Origin of the sequence: Mycobacterium sp. 1245801.1, assembly GCF_001673055.1 — a bacterium.
GTDB lineage: Bacteria > Actinomycetota > Actinomycetes > Mycobacteriales > Mycobacteriaceae > Mycobacterium > Mycobacterium europaeum_A.
On sequence record NZ_LZKY01000355.1, the window covers coordinates 12091 to 29350 of the forward strand.

A 17260-nucleotide genomic window follows, 5' to 3' on the forward strand; every position below is an offset into this window, starting at 1 on the left:
GGCGCTAGAGCATGCAGGACACGCAGCCCTCGACCTCTGTTCCCTCCAAAGCCATCTGGCGCAGCCGGATGTAGTACAGCGTCTTGATTCCCTTGCGCCAGGCGTAGATCTGCGCCTTGTTCACGTCGCGGGTGGTGGCCGTGTCCTTGAAGAACAGCGTCAGCGACAGGCCCTGGTCCACGTGCTGGGTGGCCGCGGCATAGGTGTCGATGATCTTCTCGTAACCGATCTCGTAGGCGTCCTGGTAGTACTCCAGGTTGTCGTTGGTCAGATACGGCGCCGGGTAGTAGACACGGCCGATCTTGCCTTCCTTGCGGATCTCGATCTTGCTCGCCACCGGGTGGATCGAGCTGGTCGAGTGGTTGATGTAGCTGATCGATCCCGTCGGCGGGACGGCCTGCAGGTTCTGGTTGTAGATGCCGTGCTGCTGCACCGACTCCTTCAGGCGCTGCCAATCCTCCTGCGTGGGAATGCGAACGCCCGCCTCGGCGAAGATCTCGCGCACCCGCGGGGTGGCCGGTTCCCACACCCGCTCGGTGTACTTGTCGAAGAACTCACCCGAGGCGTACTTCGACTTCTCGAAGCCGCCGAACTTGCTGCCCCGCTCGATCGCGATGCGGTTCGAGGCGCGCAGTGCGTGGTAGAGCACGGTGTAGAAGTAGATGTTGGTGAAGTCGATGCCTTCTTCGGAGCCATAGTGGATGCGCTCGCGGGCCAGGTAACCGTGCAGGTTCATCTGGCCGAGGCCGATCGCGTGGGACTCGTTGTTGCCCTGCTCGATTGAGGGCACCGAGGTGATGTGGGTCTGATCGCTCACCGCCGTCAGCGCCCGGATCGCGACCTCGATGGTCTGCGCGAAGTCGGGCGAGTCCATCGTCTTGGCGATGTTCAGCGACCCCAGGTTGCACGAAATGTCCTTGCCCACTTTGGCATACGACAAGTCATCGTTGAACACCGACGGCGTGGAGACCTGCAGGATCTCCGAGCACAGGTTCGAGTGGGTGATCTTGCCATCGATCGGGTTGGCCCGGTTCACCGTGTCCTCGAACATGATGTAGGGGTAGCCGGATTCGAACTGCAGCTCGGCCAGCGTCTGGAAGAACTCCCGGGCCTTGATCTTGGTCTTGCGGATGCGGGCGTCGTCGACCATCTCGTAGTACTTCTCGGTCACCGAGATGTCGGCGAACGGCAGGCCGTAGACCCGCTCGACGTCGTACGGCGAGAACAGGTACATGTCCTCGTTCTTCTTGGCCAGCTCGAAGGTGATGTCGGGAATCACCACGCCCAGGCTCAGCGTCTTGATGCGGATCTTCTCGTCGGCGTTCTCGCGCTTGGTGTCCAGGAACCGGTAGATGTCCGGGTGATGCGCATGCAGGTACACCGCGCCGGCGCCCTGCCGCGCGCCGAGCTGGTTGGCGTAGGAGAAGGAGTCCTCGAGCAACTTCATGATCGGGATGACGCCAGAGGACTGGTTCTCGATGTTCTTGATCGGGGCGCCGTGCTCGCGAATGTTGCTCAGCAGCAACGCAACTCCCCCGCCACGCTTGGACAGCTGCAGCGCGGAGTTGATCGATCGCCCGATCGACTCCATGTTGTCCTCGATGCGCAGCAGAAAGCAGCTCACCGGCTCGCCACGCTGCTTTTTGCCCGAGTTCAGAAACGTCGGGGTGGCCGGCTGGAATCGCCCGTCGATGATCTCGTCGACCAGCTTTTCGGCCAGCACGGTGTCGCCGGCGGCCAGCGTCAGCGCCACCATGACCACGCGGTCCTCGAAGCGCTCCAGGTAGCGCTTCCCGTCGAACGTCTTCAGCGTGTAGGAGGTGTAGTACTTGAACGCGCCCAGAAACGTCGGGAACCGGAACTTCTTGGCGTAGGCCCGGTCCAGCAGCGTCTTGACGAAATTGCGGCTGTACTGGTCGAGAACCGCGCGCTCGTAATAGTTCTCCTTGATCAGGTAGTCAAGCTTCTCGTCCTGATTGTGGAAGAACACCGTGTTCTGGTTGACGTGCTGCAGGAAGTACTGATGCGCGGCCTCGCGGTCCTTGTCGAACTGAATCTTGCCGTCCGCGTCGTACAGATTCAGCATCGCGTTGAGCGCGTGGTAATCCGTCTCCCCCGGCAACGCGTGGGCTCCGGTGGTTACAGGCTCTGCAGCGACGGTTGGTGGCACGTCTGTTCCTTCCAAAAATTGGCTAAGCCCGCGCGGACGGCATCCACGTCGTCCTGGGTTCCCATGAGTTCGAAGCGGTAGAGGTACGGAACGCCGCACTTGCGCGAGATCACGTTGCCCGCGTAGGCGAATTCGGCACCGAAGTTGTTGTTGCCCGCGGCGATGACGCCGCGGATCAACGACCGGTTGTGCTCATTGTTCAAAAAGGCGATGACCTGCTTGGGCACGTAACCGCCGGCGTTGAGGTCCGGGGTGGCCCGGCCGCCGCCGTAGGTGGGCAGGACGAGGACGTAGGGCTGGTCTACCTCGATGCGGCCGTGCAGCGGAATCCGCGTGGCGGGGATCCCCAGCTTCTCGACGAAGCGGTGGGTGTTCTCCGACACCGAGGAGAAATAGACCAGTGGCGATGCCGCGGACGCGGCAACCAGGTCCCGAGCCGCGCGCAGCGGGTCGCCACTCGTCCAACCTGGGTTGCGCCCCCTGCCGTCCATGGCACCGCAACCTCCTTACCTGACGTCTTGCCTTACGCGCTCAGTTCCGCCGCCGATAGCGCCTTGATGCGGTCCGGTCGGAAACCCGACCAGTGGTCGTTGCCGGCCACCACGACGGGAGCCTGCAGGTATCCCAGGGCCATCACGTAGTCACGCGCCTCGGCGTCCAGCGAGATGTCGACCTTCTCGTAGGCGATGCCCTGCTTGTCGAGCGCCTTGTAGGTGGCGCTGCACTGCACGCATGCCGGCTTGGTGTACACGGTGATGCTCATAGAATGCCGCTCCTTTGCGGAAGAGGGGGACCCAATGGACTGGCAACTACTTTTGGACTGCGTCTTTGCTAGGTTCAGCGATCCGCCAGGCCCCCTGATTCCCGTCGTACGGCGGGCGAGGTCGAACGACCTGTGGGTGCCGATTTCGGGGGGTTCGCCGAGCCTGGCTGGCTCGGCGGCCCGGGGATCTGCCGGTGCTCGAAACACTACACCTAGTGGGTGACAAGTTGTCGAGATACAAGATGTTCGGAATAACAATTTTGAAATTCCCTGGTCGTGAGCCTTGTCGCGGAAAAATCCGGACACCCGCTCGGCGTGTCGCAGATCACACGCCGGGGCGGGGGTTCCGATAGGGATTGGTATAGCAGCGGCCACCGACAACACCGCCGGCGGCGACGAACCCATCCGCAGCCAGCAAAGCCGCCAGGCGGACCTGGCGGCTTCTGCTATTCGGTTAGGGCAACCGCGCTGGTCGCCCGGCGAGCGGCTTGTTGACTTCTGCCAATCAGTCGACTTCGGCGGCCAGCTTGCCGACCACGTCGCGCACGTTCGCCGTCACCTCGGGGTGCTCGCCGGGCGCCTTGCCCGCCAAGGTCTTGAACGGCACCGACAGTTTGATCGCCTCGACCACCCGTGCGCCGGCGATGCCGAAGGACTTGCGGGTGTCGTCGTGCGCCCACACCCCGCCGTACTGGCCGAAGGATCCCCCGATGACCGCCAGGGGCTTGCCTTTCAGCGCGCCGTCGCCGAACGGGCGCGACAGCCAGTCGATCGCGTTCTTGACGACGGCCGGGTAGCTGCCGTTGTACTCGGGAGTCACCACCAGGGCGGCGTCGGCATCGGCGGCCGCGGCGCGCAGCGCGGTCACCGGGGCCAGCGGCGGCGCGCCGGTGTTCATCGCGTCGTCGATCTCTTCGTTATAGAAGGGCAGTTCCGCGAGGCCTTCGAAGATCGTGACGGTCACGTCGTCGGCGGCGACCTCCCGCGCCAGTTCGGCGATCTGGCGGTTGATCGACGCGGCCCGCAGGCTTCCCACTAACGCCAAGATTTTGATTGCCACTGTTCCCAGGTTCCCTTCGATCGTTGCGTACATCCTCGCACTGCCTAACCGGACTGTAGTCCACTTTATTCCGGCGGCGTTAAAGTGCAGGGGTGAGCGAGCGGTCCGGTGAGTTGCACGTGTGCGCGCCCCAGGTGGTGCACCAGGAACGGGGCGACGCGGCGCGCAACCGCGCCCTGCTCCTCAAGGCTGCCCGAAACCTGGTCGCCGAGCGCGGCGCCGACGCCGTCACCACCGACGACATCGCCGCGGCCGCCGGGGTGGGCAAGGGCACGCTGTTCCGCCGCTTCGGCAGCCGGGCCGGTCTGATGATGGTGCTGCTCGACGAGGACGAACAGGCCGTTCAGCAGGCGTTCCTGTTCGGTCCGCCGCCCCTGGGCCCCGGCGCGCCCCCGGCGGACCGGCTGGTCGCGTTCGGCCGCGAGCGGATCCGTTTCGCTCACGACCACTGCGAACTGCTGTCCGCCGCCAATCGCGACCCGCAGAACCGGCACAACGCACCGGCGATGGTGTTACGCACGCACGTGCGGATGCTGCTCAAGGCGGCCGATTCCACCGGCGACCTCGATGCCCAGACCGACGCATTGCTCGCGCTGCTGGACGTCGATTACGTCGAACATCAACTGGCCGAGGGCGGTCACACGCTGGCGACGTTGGGCGACGCGTGGGAGAGCCTGGCACGCAAGCTGTGCGGGCGGTGAACGCCACGGATTGGGTCCTGCACGTCGACCTCGATCAGTTCCTGGCCTCGGTCGAGTTGCGCCGCCACCCCGAATTGGCCGGGCTGCCGGTCATCGTCGGCGGCAGCGGCGACCCGAACGAACCGCGCAAGGTCGTCACCTGCGCCTCGTACGAGGCCCGGGAGTTCGGTGTGCGGGCGGGCATGCCGCTGCGCGTGGCCGCCCGCCGCTGCCCCGAGGCCACCTTCCTACCCTCGGATCCGGCCGCCTACGACGCGGCCTCCGATCAGGTGATGGGGGTGCTGCGCGATCTGGGCCATCCGGTCGAAGTGTGGGGCTGGGACGAGGCCTATGTCGCGGTGACGGCACAGGACCCCGCCGAGGTCGCCGAGCAGATCCGCAGCGTCATCTCCTCGGAAACCGGGCTGTCCTGCTCGGTCGGCATCAGCGACAATAAGCAGCGCGCCAAGGTCGCCACCGGATTCGCGAAACCGGGCGGCATTTTTGTGCTGACCGATGCGAACTGGCTGCCGGTGATGGCCGAGCGCCCCGTCGACGCGCTATGGGGCGTGGGCCCCAAGACGGCGAAAAAGCTTGCCGAACTTGACATCACGACGGTCCGGCAACTGGCCCACTGCGACGCCGAGCTGCTGACGGCGACGTTCGGCCCGCGCACCGGGCTGTGGCTGCTGCTGTTGGCCAAGGGCGGTGGCGACAGCCACGTCAGCGCCGAGCCGTGGGTGCCGCGCTCGCGCAGCCACGTCGTCACCTTCCCGCGCGATCTCACCGATCGCTCCGAAATGGACACGGCCGTAACGGATTTGGCCGAACAGGCGCTGACGGACGTGCTGGCGGCGGGCCGGGTCGTGACCCGGGTGGCGGTCACCGTACGGACCGCGACCTTCTACACGCGCACCAAGATTCGCAAGCTCGCCGCGCCCAGCACCGACCGCGACGTCATCGTGGCCGCGGCCCTGCGGGTGCTCGACCTATTCGAGCTCGACCGGCCGGTCCGCTTGCTGGGGGTGCGCCTCGAGCTGGTCATGCCGGACTAGCGGCGGGCCGGGCCGCAGCGCCTTGGTGAAGATCACGTTCACCTGGCGCATCGCCACGCTATAGGGCCACCACGCAAGCCTTTTGAAGGCGTAGAACGCGCGGATGTCGGCCGAGGTGTAGATCAGGTATCGGTTCTTGGCCACCCCGGCCAGGATCTTGTCGGCGGCCTTCTCCGGCGACACGGCATGGCCGGCGAATCGGCGCACCCACCGCGCGACGTTGGGGTCTTCGCGGTCCACGCCCGCGATCTCCACGGTGTTCACCAGCGGGGTGTTCACCGCGCCGGGCACCACCACCGACACGCCTATCCGGTGGCGGGCCAGGTCGAAGCGCAGCACCTCCGACAGGCCGCGCAGCCCGTACTTGCTGGCGCTGTAGGCGGCATGCCAGGGCAGGGCCACCAGCCCGGCCGCCGAGGACACGTTGACCAGATGCCCGCCGCGCTTGGCCGCCACCATCGGCGGGACGAACGTCTCGATGACGTGGATCGGGCCCATCAGGTTGATGGCGATCATCTTGCTCCACTGCTCGTGGGTGAGCCGGTCGACCGTGCCCCACGCCGAGACGCCGGCGATGTTCAGCACGACGTCCATGCTGGGATGTGCGGCGTGGATGTCGGCGGCGAACGCCGCCACCTGCTGGTAGTCGGCGATGTCCAGGGCCCGATGCTCGGGGACCTGAGCGCCCAGTGCGCGCGCGTCGGCGACCGTCTGCTCCAGGCCGTCGCGATCCCGGTCGGTCAGATAAAGTTCGGCGCCCTGCGCGGCCAGCCGTAACGCCGTGGCACGCCCGATGCCGCTGGCCGCACCGGTGACCAGGCACCGCTTCCCCGCGAAAGACCGCCCGGATCCCCTCTGCGCCATGGCGGTGACGATACCGGCGGTACCACCGCGCTAGGGACGGCCCGCCCACAGCGCGTGCAACCACAGCCGCTCGAGCACGCGCACCCGCCGGTCCCGATCGCTGTCGGCTCCGGCCAGCACCGGGTCGCCGGTCAACATCAGCGCGGTGGTGCCGGCCAGGGTGCGGATCAGGGTCGGCAGGTCGTCGCTGATCGGATTGGCGGTTCCGGCCTTCATCTCGGCCTCCACAATCGCGACGATCTGGCCCAACACCACCTCGAACTGCTGGTCCAGCAGGTCGCGGATCTCGACGTCGGTGTGGCGGGCCTCGTTGCAGGCGGTCATCAGCGGGTCGTTGTGCGCGTAGACCGCGGCCGCGCTGCCGACCATCCGCTTGGCGAACTCCTCGGGCGACTCCCCCGGCTGGCGTGGCGCGAAGTACTGCGTGAGCTCTTCGAGTTCCTCGGTGGCTTCGGCCATCAGTTGCGCCAGCACCGCGTATTTGGAGTCGAAATAGAAATAGAAGCCGGACCGGGCCACCCCGGCCCGCAGGCTGATGGTGCTGACCGACAGCTCCGCAAAAGGCTTTTCCTGCAGCAATTCACGCACCGCAGCCACGATCGCCTGGCGTTGCTTGTCGCCACGCCGTCGGGCGCCCGGCTCGGGAGTGGCGGGGTCGCTGGTCACTCCCTGACCTTGCACCACGCCGCCCGAAAAGCAAACTTGACAGCCGTCAAGTTTTTCAGCGAAGGTTATGAATCAGTGACGGCCGTCACCGGGAGGGCACGCAAAGGAGCGTTTATGACCGCCACCATCAGCACCCCGCAGTACCTGTTGGATCAGGCGCGGCGCCGGTTCACCCCGACACTGCAGACCATCCCGGGGATGGGGGCGATCGAGAAGCGTCTGCTGGCCCACGAGTGGCAGACCAAGATCCTGGCGGAACCGCCGGCGGGCAGCGACCTCAAACCCGTGCTGGGCGACGCCGGGCTGCCGATCCTCGGCCACATCATCGAGCTGTTCCGCGGCGGTCCGGACTATGCGTTGCACCTCTATCGAAACCACGGCCCGCTGATCTATCTGGACTCGCCGATCATGCCGGCGGTCACCGCGCTGGGACCCGACTCCACCCAGGCCGTCTTCTCCAACAGGAACAAGGACTTCTCGCAGAAGGGCTGGCACCCGGTGATCGGGCCGTTCTTCAACCGCGGCCTGATGATGCTCGACTTCGATGAGCACATGTACCACCGCCGGATCATGCAGGAGGCCTTCACCCGCAGCCGGCTGACCGGATATGTCGAGCACATCGATCGGGTGGCGACCGACATCGTCGCCAACTGGCCGACCAATGACGCGCGGTTCCTGTTCCACCCGGCGATGAAGGAGCTCACCCTCGACATCGCGTCGCTGGTGTTCATGGGTCACGAGCCGGGGTCCGACCACGACCTGGTCACCAAGGTCAATCAGGCGTTCACCACGACGACGCGCGCCGGCGGCGCCATCATCCGCCAGCCGATCCCGCCGTTCAAATGGTGGCGGGGCCTGAAGGCCCGCAAGTTGCTGGAGGACTACTTCGTTGAGCGGGTCCGAGATCGCCGCAACGCCACCGGCAACGACATGCTCACGGTGCTGTGCCACACCGAGGACGACGACGGCAACAGCTTCACCGACTCCGACATCGTCAACCACATGATCTTCTTGATGATGGCCGCCCACGACACGTCCACCTCGACGACCACCACGATGGTCTACAACATGGCGGCCAATCCGCAGTGGCAGGAGCGGGCGCGCGAGGAGTCGGCCCGCCTCGGCGACGGGCCGCTGGACATCGAGTCGCTGGAGAAGCTGGAAACGCTCGAACTCATCATGAACGAGTCGCTGCGCATGGTGACTCCGCTGCCGTTCAACATGCGGATGGCGGTGCGCGACACCGAGTTGCTGGGACACTACATCCCGGCCGGAACGAACATCACCATCTGGCCCGGCATGAACCACCGGCTGTCCGAATTGTGGACGGAGCCAGACAAATTCGACCCGGAGAGGTTCGCCGAACCGCGCTCGGAGCACAAGAGGCACCGGTATGCGTTCGCGCCGTTCGGCGGTGGCGCCCACAAGTGCATCGGCATGGTGTTCGGTCAGCTGGAGGTCAAGACCGTCGTGCACCGGCTGCTGCGCCGCTACCGGATGGAGCTGGCCCGGCCCGGCTACCAGCCGCACTGGGATTACGGCGGCATGCCGATTCCGATGGACGGCATGCCGATTGTGCTGCGCCCGCTGTAGAGCGTCCCCCGGCGGCGGTGGCCGCCGTCGGGGTAGGGACGGAGTTTCATGTGCGCTATCACCGGCGCTAGCGCACATGAAACTCGCCCCGTGATCGCCGAGAGCGGCCGCCTCACTCGAGAGCGAAAAGCCGGTTGGCGCAAGCGATCACCGCGCGCAACGCGGACTGCGTCGCATCGTCCGACCAGCCCATCGCCCATTCGGTGCGCGCCCCGTCGCCACCGCGGATGAACGTGGCGATGCCGGTCGCCGACCGCATCTGATGAAATCGGACGATCTCGACCGTCGTCCCGCACTCATGCAGCATCGCGGTCAGCGCCGCGATCGGCCCACCGGCGGCGGCGGTGAGCGTGCTGATGCGATCGCCCACGGCGATCACCGCCCGGAAGTCGCGGGCCTGCGGGCCCAGCCGGGTCGCGACGCGACCTGCGTCGGCGGCTTCCCAGTGGCCGAGCCGCAGTGGGCCGGTGTTGCGTCCGTAGGTCGCGACGAAGCCCTCCCAGGACATGGTGTCGGCCTGTTCGCGCAGGCCGCGGGGCAACGCGACGCCGAAGCGTTCGCCGAACCACGCGCTGGCGGGGTGGAAAGAGTGGCGCTGATGGCGCTCGGGAAAAGTCATCGTGCCGGTCTTCGCTGGCCTGCTGGAGCGACCGACGGCAGTAGCTTTCCGACCCACAGCGGGGGGTCGGTCAGGATCAGACCCCGCTGCGGGTGCTAGCTACTACGAAACGCTCGAAAAGACGCACGAGCGTTGACATTAGACCTCGGGGCGCCGCACCCGCAACTCCCGCCCGACCACAAACGAACCGTACAAAAAAATATAGAAATTAATCCTAAAAGTTTGGTTTACCCATGTTTAACAGGGGGTATGACGGCGATCGACAGTCAATTAGACGGCTGTTCAACTACCCCTCACATGGAAGGCACGATCATGAAGGCGAAGAGCACCAAGAAAACCCTCAAAGCTGCCGTCGCGGCCCTCGGGGTGATTGGGGCGATGGTGTTGCCGGCCGGGTGCGCGACCACGGCGGCGGGCGGTGATGGCGTCATCGGCGGTTCTGGGGCCTGCGGCAGCCTTATCTGTCTGTAGCGGGACTGCGAGAACGTCGCCTTACGCTGGGCTGGCTGGCTGCATTTCCACCGGGTGCTCGTACCACGCCGCCCACGAATCCAGATCGTCGGTTCGGGGTGGCCGAAGGTGGTCCCCCTGGCAGCCCAGCGGATAGTCGTTGTCCCCCTGCGATAACCGCCTTACGTCACGTCGGGCGATCAGGGTCGGCGGCATCACCCTTCCCTGACCGATTACTAGAAGCAACCCACTAGGCCGCCGCCTGCGCGGGAGGTTCCCAGTGGGCCGTTTGATTTACCCGTTCTGCGTGACGGATTAAATAGGCCTCGCCTTTTTCGCGCGGGCTGGATATCGCAATTGCGACTTCACTATCGCATGCACGATGTGCTCTATGCCATTTAATCGATGCCGGCATTAACGGTACATTCGACCGTTTACGATGTCTAAGCGCGCCGTCTCATATGGCAACGGCCCCTCGGAAGCTGTTGCCGCAGTACACAATTGGATTGGATATGACACTCGCCAAGCGGAACCGCGGCAATAATGAATATTTCTTTACGTCTGCCGAATGATCGTTATAGCATCTATTCGTTGGTCAACCCACAGACCAAGTATGCCCTGGATGGAAGGACCTGATATGAATTCAATGAGGACGAAAAAGGTTTTTAAAGTTGCCGCAGCTGCCGCGGGATTTGTCGTGCTGTTGTTCGGACCGACCGCATGCTTGGAGACCGCGACTACCGGAGGTGCCACCGGCGGAGCCCCGGCTGCCGGAGGCACCTGCATTTTGGTGGTGTGCCTCTGACCGAAAAACGAGCGACCCGCTGGGACTGACGTCTCGGCGGGTCGCTTTTTGCCTGGACCCCTACGGCTAGCCGGCCGGTCCTGCGGCGGGCTCGAACCGCAGATACGCCTGGATCGTCGTACCGGTCCGGGTGGTGTGGGTGCGCACCAGATCCGATATGGCGTTGACGAGGTACAGACCGCGACTCGCGGGACCGCAGGGGCCCGGGTCCAGGCGGCCCACCAGCGGGTCGTCGAGTCGTCCGGAGTCGCGCGCCTCGCAGACCAGATGGCCGTCGTCTTTCCAGAAGGCCAACCGACAGGCGCCCCCGGTGTACATCAGGCTGTTGGTGGCCAACTCGGTGGCGACCAGTTGCAGATCTTCGATGCTTTCCTGGGACAGCCCCATCCAGCCCGCGTAGTCGACGGCAAAGGACCGGGCGGGCCGAAGGTCCGCCGATTTGCGGACCATGTACGTGACGGCCCCGGGACCGGCGGCCAGCGGCCGGTTGCAGCGTTCCAGGACGTCGCCGGGGGCATACGCCGGGCTGTGCTGCAGCGCACCGGATTCCCACAGCAGCGGATGGGTCGCGCGCGCGTCCGCCAGCACCTCATCGTCGAGCTGGCTGGCGTCGTACAGGCACAGGCTGGTCGCCGGGTAGCCGTCCATGGCCTCGTTGACCAGAGCCTCGTGCTCGATACAGGCGACGAACTCCTCATCGCTGCGGCCGGGCCACGCGAGCTGGCTGACGATCCGCACGCGCTGCTCCGGGTGCTCGTCGATGAACGCGCCCTCCGTCGCCATGAACCGGCTCGGATTGCGTGCCACCTCGGTGACGTCGACCATGCGCACGCCGGCGGGCAGCTGGTCGCCGCCGTACAACGCATCGCGCAGCACCTCGAGCGGCTCGGGCGGCACGGCAAGCAACACCGCCTCGTCCAACGCCAAACCGTCGCCGACGAAGCGGCCCACCAAGTCCACAAACTCCTGCTGAGAGTGGTAAATCCCTGCGGTGTGGACGAAACCGTATTGTCTGGTTTCGTTACCCGCCGTCACTTCAGCGCTCTCGCTTTCGATCACTTACGCCAACCCCCTGCTGGATCGGCTGACGCCTTTCCCCCGTGTCAGTACCCAAGTCGGGCCTTCGCTATACCGCGCAACGGATCACATTTAGGTTCACCTCATATGGCGGGGCCGTTTCGACGGCCGCCGCCGCGGCGGCTACAGCCACCAGGAGGCGGCGGCGTCGAGATGACGGCGGAGGCGATAGCAGGCGACGCTGTCGTCGGCGGCCTCGACCGCCTCGACGATCCGCAGGTGGGCGTGGTGCACGGCGAGCACGTCGGACCAGGTCGGCAGCGCCTGTCCGGTGCTCGACCAGTGCCGCCGGAACAACTCGACGATGATCCGCAGGAACAGATCCAGCATTGCGTTGCCGGCGAGTTGCGCGAGGCCGACGTGGAAGTCGAACTCCTCCGCGATCGCCCGGCGCACCTCGTCGGCCGTCTGTCGGGAGTTGTCCGGCAACCCGTGCCGGTGGGTGGCCAGAAACGCCGCGACGTCGGATTCGCCGAGCCGCTTGACGACCTTGGTGACGTTGTCGATCTCGACGGCGTCGCGGACGCAGCGCAGGTCTTCGCGGCTCGGATCGCGGTATTGCAGGTACAGCGCGATCGTGTCGATGCTGGCCTGTGCGGCGGGTTCGGCGACGACGAGCCCGCCGCCGGGGCCGCGGCGCATGTGGGCTATCGAGTGGTATTCGAGCAGCCGTACCGCTTCGCGCAGCACCGCGCGGCTCACCCGGTAGCGCTCCAGCAGAGCCGTCTCGGTGCCGAAGACCGAACCCACCTGCCAACCGCTGGCGGCGATGTCGTCACCGATGGTGGCCGCGAGCAACTCGGCCAGTTTGCCCCGGGGCGCCTCAGAATCGAGTCGCCGGCGCGTCGCACGCCCCGGGCCGCCGTCGCCGGCGTGATGCCGCTGCAGCCAGCCGGTCACGGCCTCGACGTGTCGCTCCGACAGCGTCTTGGCGCGCGCCGAATCCCCGGCGGTGACGGCGGCGACGATCGCGGAGTGGTGGGCGTGCAGATGGTCGACCGCCTCGCTGGCCTCGGTTGCCGAATCCGTTCGCGACGCCAGGGCGTAGCGGGTGGTGAGCCGCATCAGGACGTCGATAAACAGTTGCAGCACCGGGTTTTTGGATTGCTCGGCCAGCGCGATGTGGAACTCGTCGCGCGGCGCCGGTAAGCCGGGCCGCCACTGCTGCTCGGCGTGCAGCACCGCACGCAGCCGCGCGATCCCGGCCTCGTCGATGCGCTCGGCGGCGAGCGAGGCCGCCAACGGCTCGAGCACGAGACGCGCATTGAGCAAGTCGCCCAGCGTCGTGCCGAGGTATTCGAGATAGATGACGACCGCGCGGGTGGCCGGTCCCGCGTCGGGCTCGCAGATGTACAGGCCGCCATTGGGTCCGCGGCGCATCCGCGCGACCTGATGGTGTTCGACCAGCCGCACGGCCTCGCGCAGCACCGACCGGCTCACCCCGAAGCGCTGCTGCAGGGCGTGTTCGGATCCCAGCGATTCGCCGACCGCCCAGCCGCGGCGGACGATGTCGGCCTCGATGTCGCGGGCCACCAGCGAAGCGAGTTTGTTCGCCTGGCCGGTCGCGGGCTCCTCAGTCATCCGGGCTCGATCACGCTCGCGCTCAACAGGTCAGCAGCATGCACCCGGCGACGGGCCCACCGCCGACGGAGACCACGCCCACCTCGGGGCGGCGGGCGACCTGCCGCTCCCCCGCGTCGCCGCGCAACTGCAGACACCCTTCGTGCAGCGCCCAGTAGCCGTGCATGCGGCCGGCCGAAAGTTGGCCGCCGTAGGTGTTCAGCGGCAACTGCCCGTCCCGGGCGATCCGCTCCCCACCCTCGACGAACGGGCCACCCTCGCCGTCACCGCAGATGCCGAGCGCTTCCAGCCAGGCCAGGGTGAGGTAGGTGAATCCGTCGTAGAGCTGGGCGACCTGGAGGTCGGCGGGTGTCAACGTCGTGCGCGACCACATCTGGGCCGCGGCATCCGACATCGCCATCTTGGGGTAGTCGGCGCGGTGAAACCAGCCACCGGCGCCGTCGGACCCGCCGATCGCCTCCACCTTCACCGCGCGGTGCGGACAGTCGGCGGCGTACTCCGCGTGCGACACCACCACCGCGATCGAGCCGTCGATCGGGACGTCACAGTCCAGCAGCCCGAGTGGGGTGGACACCAATCGCGCGCCCAGGTAGTCGGCCATCGTCATCGGATCCCGGTACACCGCACGGGAATTCAACGCGGCGTTGCGCCTGCCGTTGAGCGCGATCCAGCCCAGCTGTTCTTTGGTGGTCCCGTACAGCTCCATGTGACGGCGGCAGTTGAGCGCCAGCCAGTTGGCGGCCGAATAGGCATGCGCGGCAACCAGATCGTTGACGTCGTCCATCGCACCGACGGCCGGCTTCGGCTCGCCCTCGGGGGTTTCGAACATCCGCGCCAGCGGCGGGGCCGCGGCGTTCTCCTCCTGCTTGACCGGCACCGTGCCGCCGAGCATTTGTATCGTCCGGTACACGACGACGTGGCGGGCCCGGCGTTCGGCCACCGCGCGGCAGGCCGACATCACCGGCGAGAGCAGCCCGCCGGTGCCGAAGCCCGCACCGCAGTCCGCGGCGTCGATGTGCAGCTGGGCGTTGACGTCCGCGGCGGGCGTGTCGCCGAGGGTCGCGATGCCGTCGATGTCGGTCGCCGCAAGTCCGGCGTCCTCGATGGCGGCGCGCACCGCCTCCATGGTCAAGTCCAGACCGGGGATACCGGTGCGGCGGCCGATCCGGGAGATCCCGATGCCGGACAGGATCGCGTCTTTCTCGAAATGCGTCATGCACACCGCCCGTCAGACCACACCGCATCGAATCAATAGAGTGTACTGTATTCGTCGTGTCAGACGGGCCGCTGCTCATCGAGTACTGCGACGACTGTGCGCGCTGGGTGCATCCAGGCAGCGGCGTATGCCGCGAGTGCGGGGGTTCGCTGCAGGCGCGGCCGGTTTCCGGGCGGGGCACCGTGTTCACCTACACGGTCAACCATCACCCCTACAACCCGGAGATCCCCACCCCCTACGTCATCGCCATCGTCGAGCTCGCCGAACAGAGCGGTCTGCGGGTCGCCGCCAATATCGTTGACTGCGAACCGGATTCGGTGATCTGCGGCATGCCCGTCGACCTGCGGCCAAAGCGTGGCAGCGGTGGCGCGGCGCAGTTCGCGCCGGCGTGACCCCTAGTTGATCAGCGGGTCGCGGGGCATGCCGAGGATCCGCTCGGCGATCTGATTGCGCGTCACCTCCGACGTGCCGCCCGCGATCGCCATGCCGCGGGCTCCCATCATCAGCCGGCCGGCCAGGGCGCCGGGACCGTCGGTCACGGCGACCTCGGGACCCAGCAGCGCCGCCATGATCGCGGCGCCTTCCACCATGTGCTCGGCCAGCTTCAGCTTGGTGACGTTGCCTTCCGGTCCGGGGCCCGCGCCTTCCACGCTGCGCGCGGCGCGCCGCAGGTTCAGCAGCCGCAACGCGGTTTCCTCGGCGAGGTACGAGCCGACCCGAATCCGCCCGCCCGCCAACCGATCCGGGCGCTGCTCGGTCAGCTGCACCAGTTGGTCGGCCAGCCCCTCATAGAACGATCCGCTGCCGCCGATGCTGACTCGCTCGTTGCCCAGCGTCGCCCGCGCGACGGTCCATCCGGAGTTGGGCGTCCCGACGACGTCTTCGTCGGGGACGAACAGGTCGTTGAAGAAGACCTCGTTGAAGTCCGAACCGCCGGTGATCTGGCGCAGCGGCCGCACCTCGACCTCGGGCGCCTTCATGTCCACGATCACCGTGGTGATGCCGGCGTGCTTCGGGGCGTCGGGGTCGGTGCGCACCGTGGCCAGGCCGCGCGCACAGTAGTGCGCCCCGCTGGTCCACACCTTCTGGCCGTTGATCTTCCAGCCGCCGTCCACCCGGGTGGCCCGCGTCTTGATGGACGCGGCGTCCGAGCCGGCGTCGGGTTCGGAGAACAGCTGGCACCAGATCTCGTCCTTGCGCAGCGCCTTCTCCACGAATCTTTCGATCTGCCATGGCGTTCCGTGCTGGATCAGGGTCAGGATCACCCAACCGGTGATCCCGTAGTCGGGACGCTTGATGCCGGCCGCGCGGAACTCCTCCTCGATCACCAGCTGCGCGACCGCGTCGGCCGCACGTCCCCACGGCTTGGGCCAGTGCGGCATCACGTAGCCGGTCTCGATCAGCTTGTCGCGCTGGGCCTCCTTGCTCAGCCCGGCGATCTCGGCGGCGTCGGCGCGGATGCCGGCGCGCAATTCCTCGGCTTCGGGCGGCAGGTCGAGGCTGTTCTCCCGGACAGCGCCGGCGGCGGTGCGCTCGAACACGTCGGCCGCGGGCGCGTCACCGCCGAACAGCGCCGCGCTCACCACCGCCCGGCGCAGATGCAGATGCGCGTCGTGTTCCCAGGTGAAGCCGATGCCGCCGTGCACCTGGATGTTGAGTTCGGCGTTGCGGACGTAGGCGGGAAAGGCCAGCGTCGCGGCCACCGCGGCGATCAGGCGGAACTGCGCTTCGTCCTCGGATAAGTCCTCGGATGCCGCCCGGGCGGCGTCCCAGACGGCGGCGATCCCGGATTCCGCACCGACCAGCATGTTGGCGCAGTGATGCTTGACCGCTTGGAAGGTGGCGATGGTGCGTCCGAATTGCTGGCGCACCTTGGCGTAGTCGACGGCGGCGTCGACGCAGTCCGATGCCCCACCCACGGCCTCGGCGGCCAGCAGGGTGCGGGCGCGGGCCAGCGCCGATTGCCTTGCCCCCGTCAGGATGTCGTCGTCGCCGACGCGCACGTCGCGCAGGCGGACGCGTCCGGATCGCCGCGTCGGATCGAAGTTCTCCGGCACCTCGACCGAGACACCGTCGCGGCCGCGCTCGAGCACCAGCACGTCGTCGCCCGCGGCGATCAGCAACAGGTCGGCCAGCCCGGCGCCCAACACGATTCCGGCGTCACCGTCGGCTGTCCGACCGTTCGAGCCGTCGTTGATCCGCACCTGGCTGTCCGGCCCGATGCCCGCGGTGACCGTCCCGTCGATCAGGCCGGACAACAGCCGCGACTTCTGTTCGGCGGTACCGTCTTTGGCGATCACCGCGGACGCGATGACGGTGGGCACGAACGGTCCCGGCGCCACCGCGCGGCCGAGCTCTTCGATCACCACGACCAGTTCGGGCAGCCCGTACCCGGAGCCGCCGTACTCTTCCTCGACGTGCAGGCCGAGCCACCCCAGCTCGACCAGGTTCGCCCAGAACCCGGGCCGCGGCTCGTCCGAGGCGTCGAGCAGCGATCGGGCCGCCCACCGCGCCTTCTGCGAGGTCAAGAACCCGCGGGCCACCTCGGCCAGTTCACGATGGTCGTCGGTTATTGCGATACCCATCAGGGCCCTCCTCGCGCAGCATGCCGGCCGGGTGTGATCGCCCCAGAAGCTGGGTGGCCTGCCCCGCTTCGAGGGG

The 17260-nt window shown here is 66.9% G+C and carries 16 protein-coding genes; 5 read left to right on the top strand and 11 right to left on the bottom strand.

Annotated elements, in window-relative coordinates:
* Positions 1-4 precede the first annotated feature (4 nt).
* The 4 genes from nrdE to A5622_RS22220 form a co-directional block, all read right to left on the bottom strand.
* A complete protein-coding gene (gene nrdE / locus A5622_RS22205) occupies positions 5-2170 on the bottom strand; it encodes a class 1b ribonucleoside-diphosphate reductase subunit alpha (protein ID WP_066881256.1) in 2166 nt (721 codons plus the stop codon).
* The gene (gene nrdI, locus A5622_RS22210; RefSeq protein WP_232003020.1) at positions 2140-2661 is read right to left on the bottom strand and encodes a class Ib ribonucleoside-diphosphate reductase assembly flavoprotein NrdI; all 522 of its coding nucleotides are present in this window, start codon (positions 2659-2661) and stop codon (positions 2140-2142) included. Before nrdI ends, nrdE begins: the two co-directional genes overlap by 31 nt.
* Before the next feature lie 32 nt (positions 2662-2693).
* Positions 2694-2933: a redoxin NrdH gene (locus tag A5622_RS22215; protein WP_064877378.1), complete on the bottom strand. Its 240-nt coding sequence runs from the start codon at positions 2931-2933 to the stop codon at positions 2694-2696.
* 505 nt (positions 2934-3438) lie between these two features.
* Positions 3439-4026, bottom strand: coding sequence for an NAD(P)H-dependent oxidoreductase (locus A5622_RS22220; protein ID WP_066864743.1), 588 nt, complete (start codon positions 4024-4026; stop codon positions 3439-3441).
* 59 nt (positions 4027-4085) lie between these two features.
* Between A5622_RS22220 and A5622_RS22225 the strand changes: the two genes are divergently transcribed.
* Together A5622_RS22225 and A5622_RS22230 are read left to right on the top strand one after the other, a co-directional pair.
* Positions 4086-4694, top strand: coding sequence for a TetR/AcrR family transcriptional regulator (locus A5622_RS22225; protein WP_066864746.1), 609 nt, complete (start codon positions 4086-4088; stop codon positions 4692-4694).
* Positions 4691-5728 (top strand): DNA polymerase IV, encoded by a 1038-nt coding sequence (locus tag A5622_RS22230; protein ID WP_066881334.1) that lies wholly within the window; start codon positions 4691-4693, stop codon positions 5726-5728. Before A5622_RS22225 ends, A5622_RS22230 begins: the two co-directional genes overlap by 4 nt.
* On the opposite strand, the gene A5622_RS22235 is transcribed toward A5622_RS22230, so the two are convergent.
* Positions 5663-6592, bottom strand: coding sequence for an SDR family oxidoreductase (locus tag A5622_RS22235; protein ID WP_066881258.1), 930 nt, complete (start codon positions 6590-6592; stop codon positions 5663-5665). The genes A5622_RS22230 and A5622_RS22235 overlap by 66 nt on opposite strands.
* A 30-nt stretch (positions 6593-6622) precedes the next feature.
* Positions 6623-7258, bottom strand: coding sequence for a TetR/AcrR family transcriptional regulator (locus A5622_RS22240; RefSeq protein ID WP_066881260.1), 636 nt, complete (start codon positions 7256-7258; stop codon positions 6623-6625).
* A 114-nt stretch (positions 7259-7372) separates the two neighbouring features.
* Between A5622_RS22240 and A5622_RS22245 the strand changes: the two genes are divergently transcribed.
* Complete coding sequence (locus A5622_RS22245; RefSeq protein WP_066881262.1) at positions 7373-8851, top strand: cytochrome P450; 1479 nt, start codon at positions 7373-7375, stop codon at positions 8849-8851.
* A 112-nt stretch (positions 8852-8963) separates the two neighbouring features.
* Here the strand turns inward: A5622_RS22245 and A5622_RS22250 are convergent, their stop codons facing one another.
* On the bottom strand, positions 8964-9470 hold the full coding sequence (locus A5622_RS22250; RefSeq protein ID WP_066881263.1) for a homocitrate synthase: 507 nt from the start codon (positions 9468-9470) through the stop codon (positions 8964-8966).
* A gap of 249 nt (positions 9471-9719) precedes the next feature.
* Between A5622_RS22250 and A5622_RS29355 the strand changes: the two genes are divergently transcribed.
* Positions 9720-9941 (top strand): hypothetical protein, encoded by a 222-nt coding sequence (locus A5622_RS29355; RefSeq protein ID WP_156753051.1) that lies wholly within the window; start codon positions 9720-9722, stop codon positions 9939-9941.
* Positions 9942-10791: 850 nt separating this feature from the next.
* Here A5622_RS29355 and A5622_RS22255 read toward each other — a convergent pair.
* From A5622_RS22255 to A5622_RS22265, 3 genes are all read right to left on the bottom strand, one after another.
* A complete protein-coding gene (locus tag A5622_RS22255; RefSeq protein ID WP_066881265.1) occupies positions 10792-11784 on the bottom strand; it encodes a sensor histidine kinase in 993 nt (330 codons plus the stop codon).
* A gap of 141 nt (positions 11785-11925) precedes the next feature.
* On the bottom strand, positions 11926-13383 hold the full coding sequence (locus A5622_RS22260; RefSeq protein ID WP_066881267.1) for a FadR/GntR family transcriptional regulator: 1458 nt from the start codon (positions 13381-13383) through the stop codon (positions 11926-11928).
* Positions 13384-13405: 22 nt separating this feature from the next.
* On the bottom strand, positions 13406-14599 hold the full coding sequence (locus A5622_RS22265) for a thiolase family protein (RefSeq protein ID WP_066881269.1): 1194 nt from the start codon (positions 14597-14599) through the stop codon (positions 13406-13408).
* 56 nt (positions 14600-14655) lie between these two features.
* Between A5622_RS22265 and A5622_RS22270 the strand changes: the two genes are divergently transcribed.
* Entirely contained in the window at positions 14656-14991 is a 336-nt protein-coding gene (locus A5622_RS22270) for a Zn-ribbon domain-containing OB-fold protein (RefSeq protein WP_066864776.1), read from the top strand.
* A 3-nt stretch (positions 14992-14994) separates the two neighbouring features.
* Here the strand turns inward: A5622_RS22270 and A5622_RS22275 are convergent, their stop codons facing one another.
* Positions 14995-17184: an acyl-CoA dehydrogenase gene (locus tag A5622_RS22275; RefSeq protein ID WP_066881271.1), complete on the bottom strand. Its 2190-nt coding sequence runs from the start codon at positions 17182-17184 to the stop codon at positions 14995-14997.
* Between the last annotated feature and the right edge of the window lie 76 nt (positions 17185-17260).

Coding starts and splice junctions, on each gene's coding strand:
- A5622_RS29355 (WP_156753051.1), top strand. CDS start 9,720: ATGACGGCGATCGACAGTCAATTAGACGGCTGTTCAACTACCCCTCAC.
- A5622_RS22235 (WP_066881258.1), bottom strand. CDS start 6,592: ATGGCGCAGAGGGGATCCGGGCGGTCTTTCGCGGGGAAGCGGTGCCTG.
- A5622_RS22260 (WP_066881267.1), bottom strand. CDS start 13,383: ATGACTGAGGAGCCCGCGACCGGCCAGGCGAACAAACTCGCTTCGCTG.
- nrdI (WP_232003020.1), bottom strand. CDS start 2,661: ATGGACGGCAGGGGGCGCAACCCAGGTTGGACGAGTGGCGACCCGCTG.
- A5622_RS22265 (WP_066881269.1), bottom strand. CDS start 14,599: ATGACGCATTTCGAGAAAGACGCGATCCTGTCCGGCATCGGGATCTCC.
- A5622_RS22215 (WP_064877378.1), bottom strand. CDS start 2,933: ATGAGCATCACCGTGTACACCAAGCCGGCATGCGTGCAGTGCAGCGCC.
- A5622_RS22245 (WP_066881262.1), top strand. CDS start 7,373: ATGACCGCCACCATCAGCACCCCGCAGTACCTGTTGGATCAGGCGCGG.
- A5622_RS22275 (WP_066881271.1), bottom strand. CDS start 17,184: ATGGGTATCGCAATAACCGACGACCATCGTGAACTGGCCGAGGTGGCC.
- A5622_RS22220 (WP_066864743.1), bottom strand. CDS start 4,026: ATGTACGCAACGATCGAAGGGAACCTGGGAACAGTGGCAATCAAAATC.
- A5622_RS22250 (WP_066881263.1), bottom strand. CDS start 9,470: ATGACTTTTCCCGAGCGCCATCAGCGCCACTCTTTCCACCCCGCCAGC.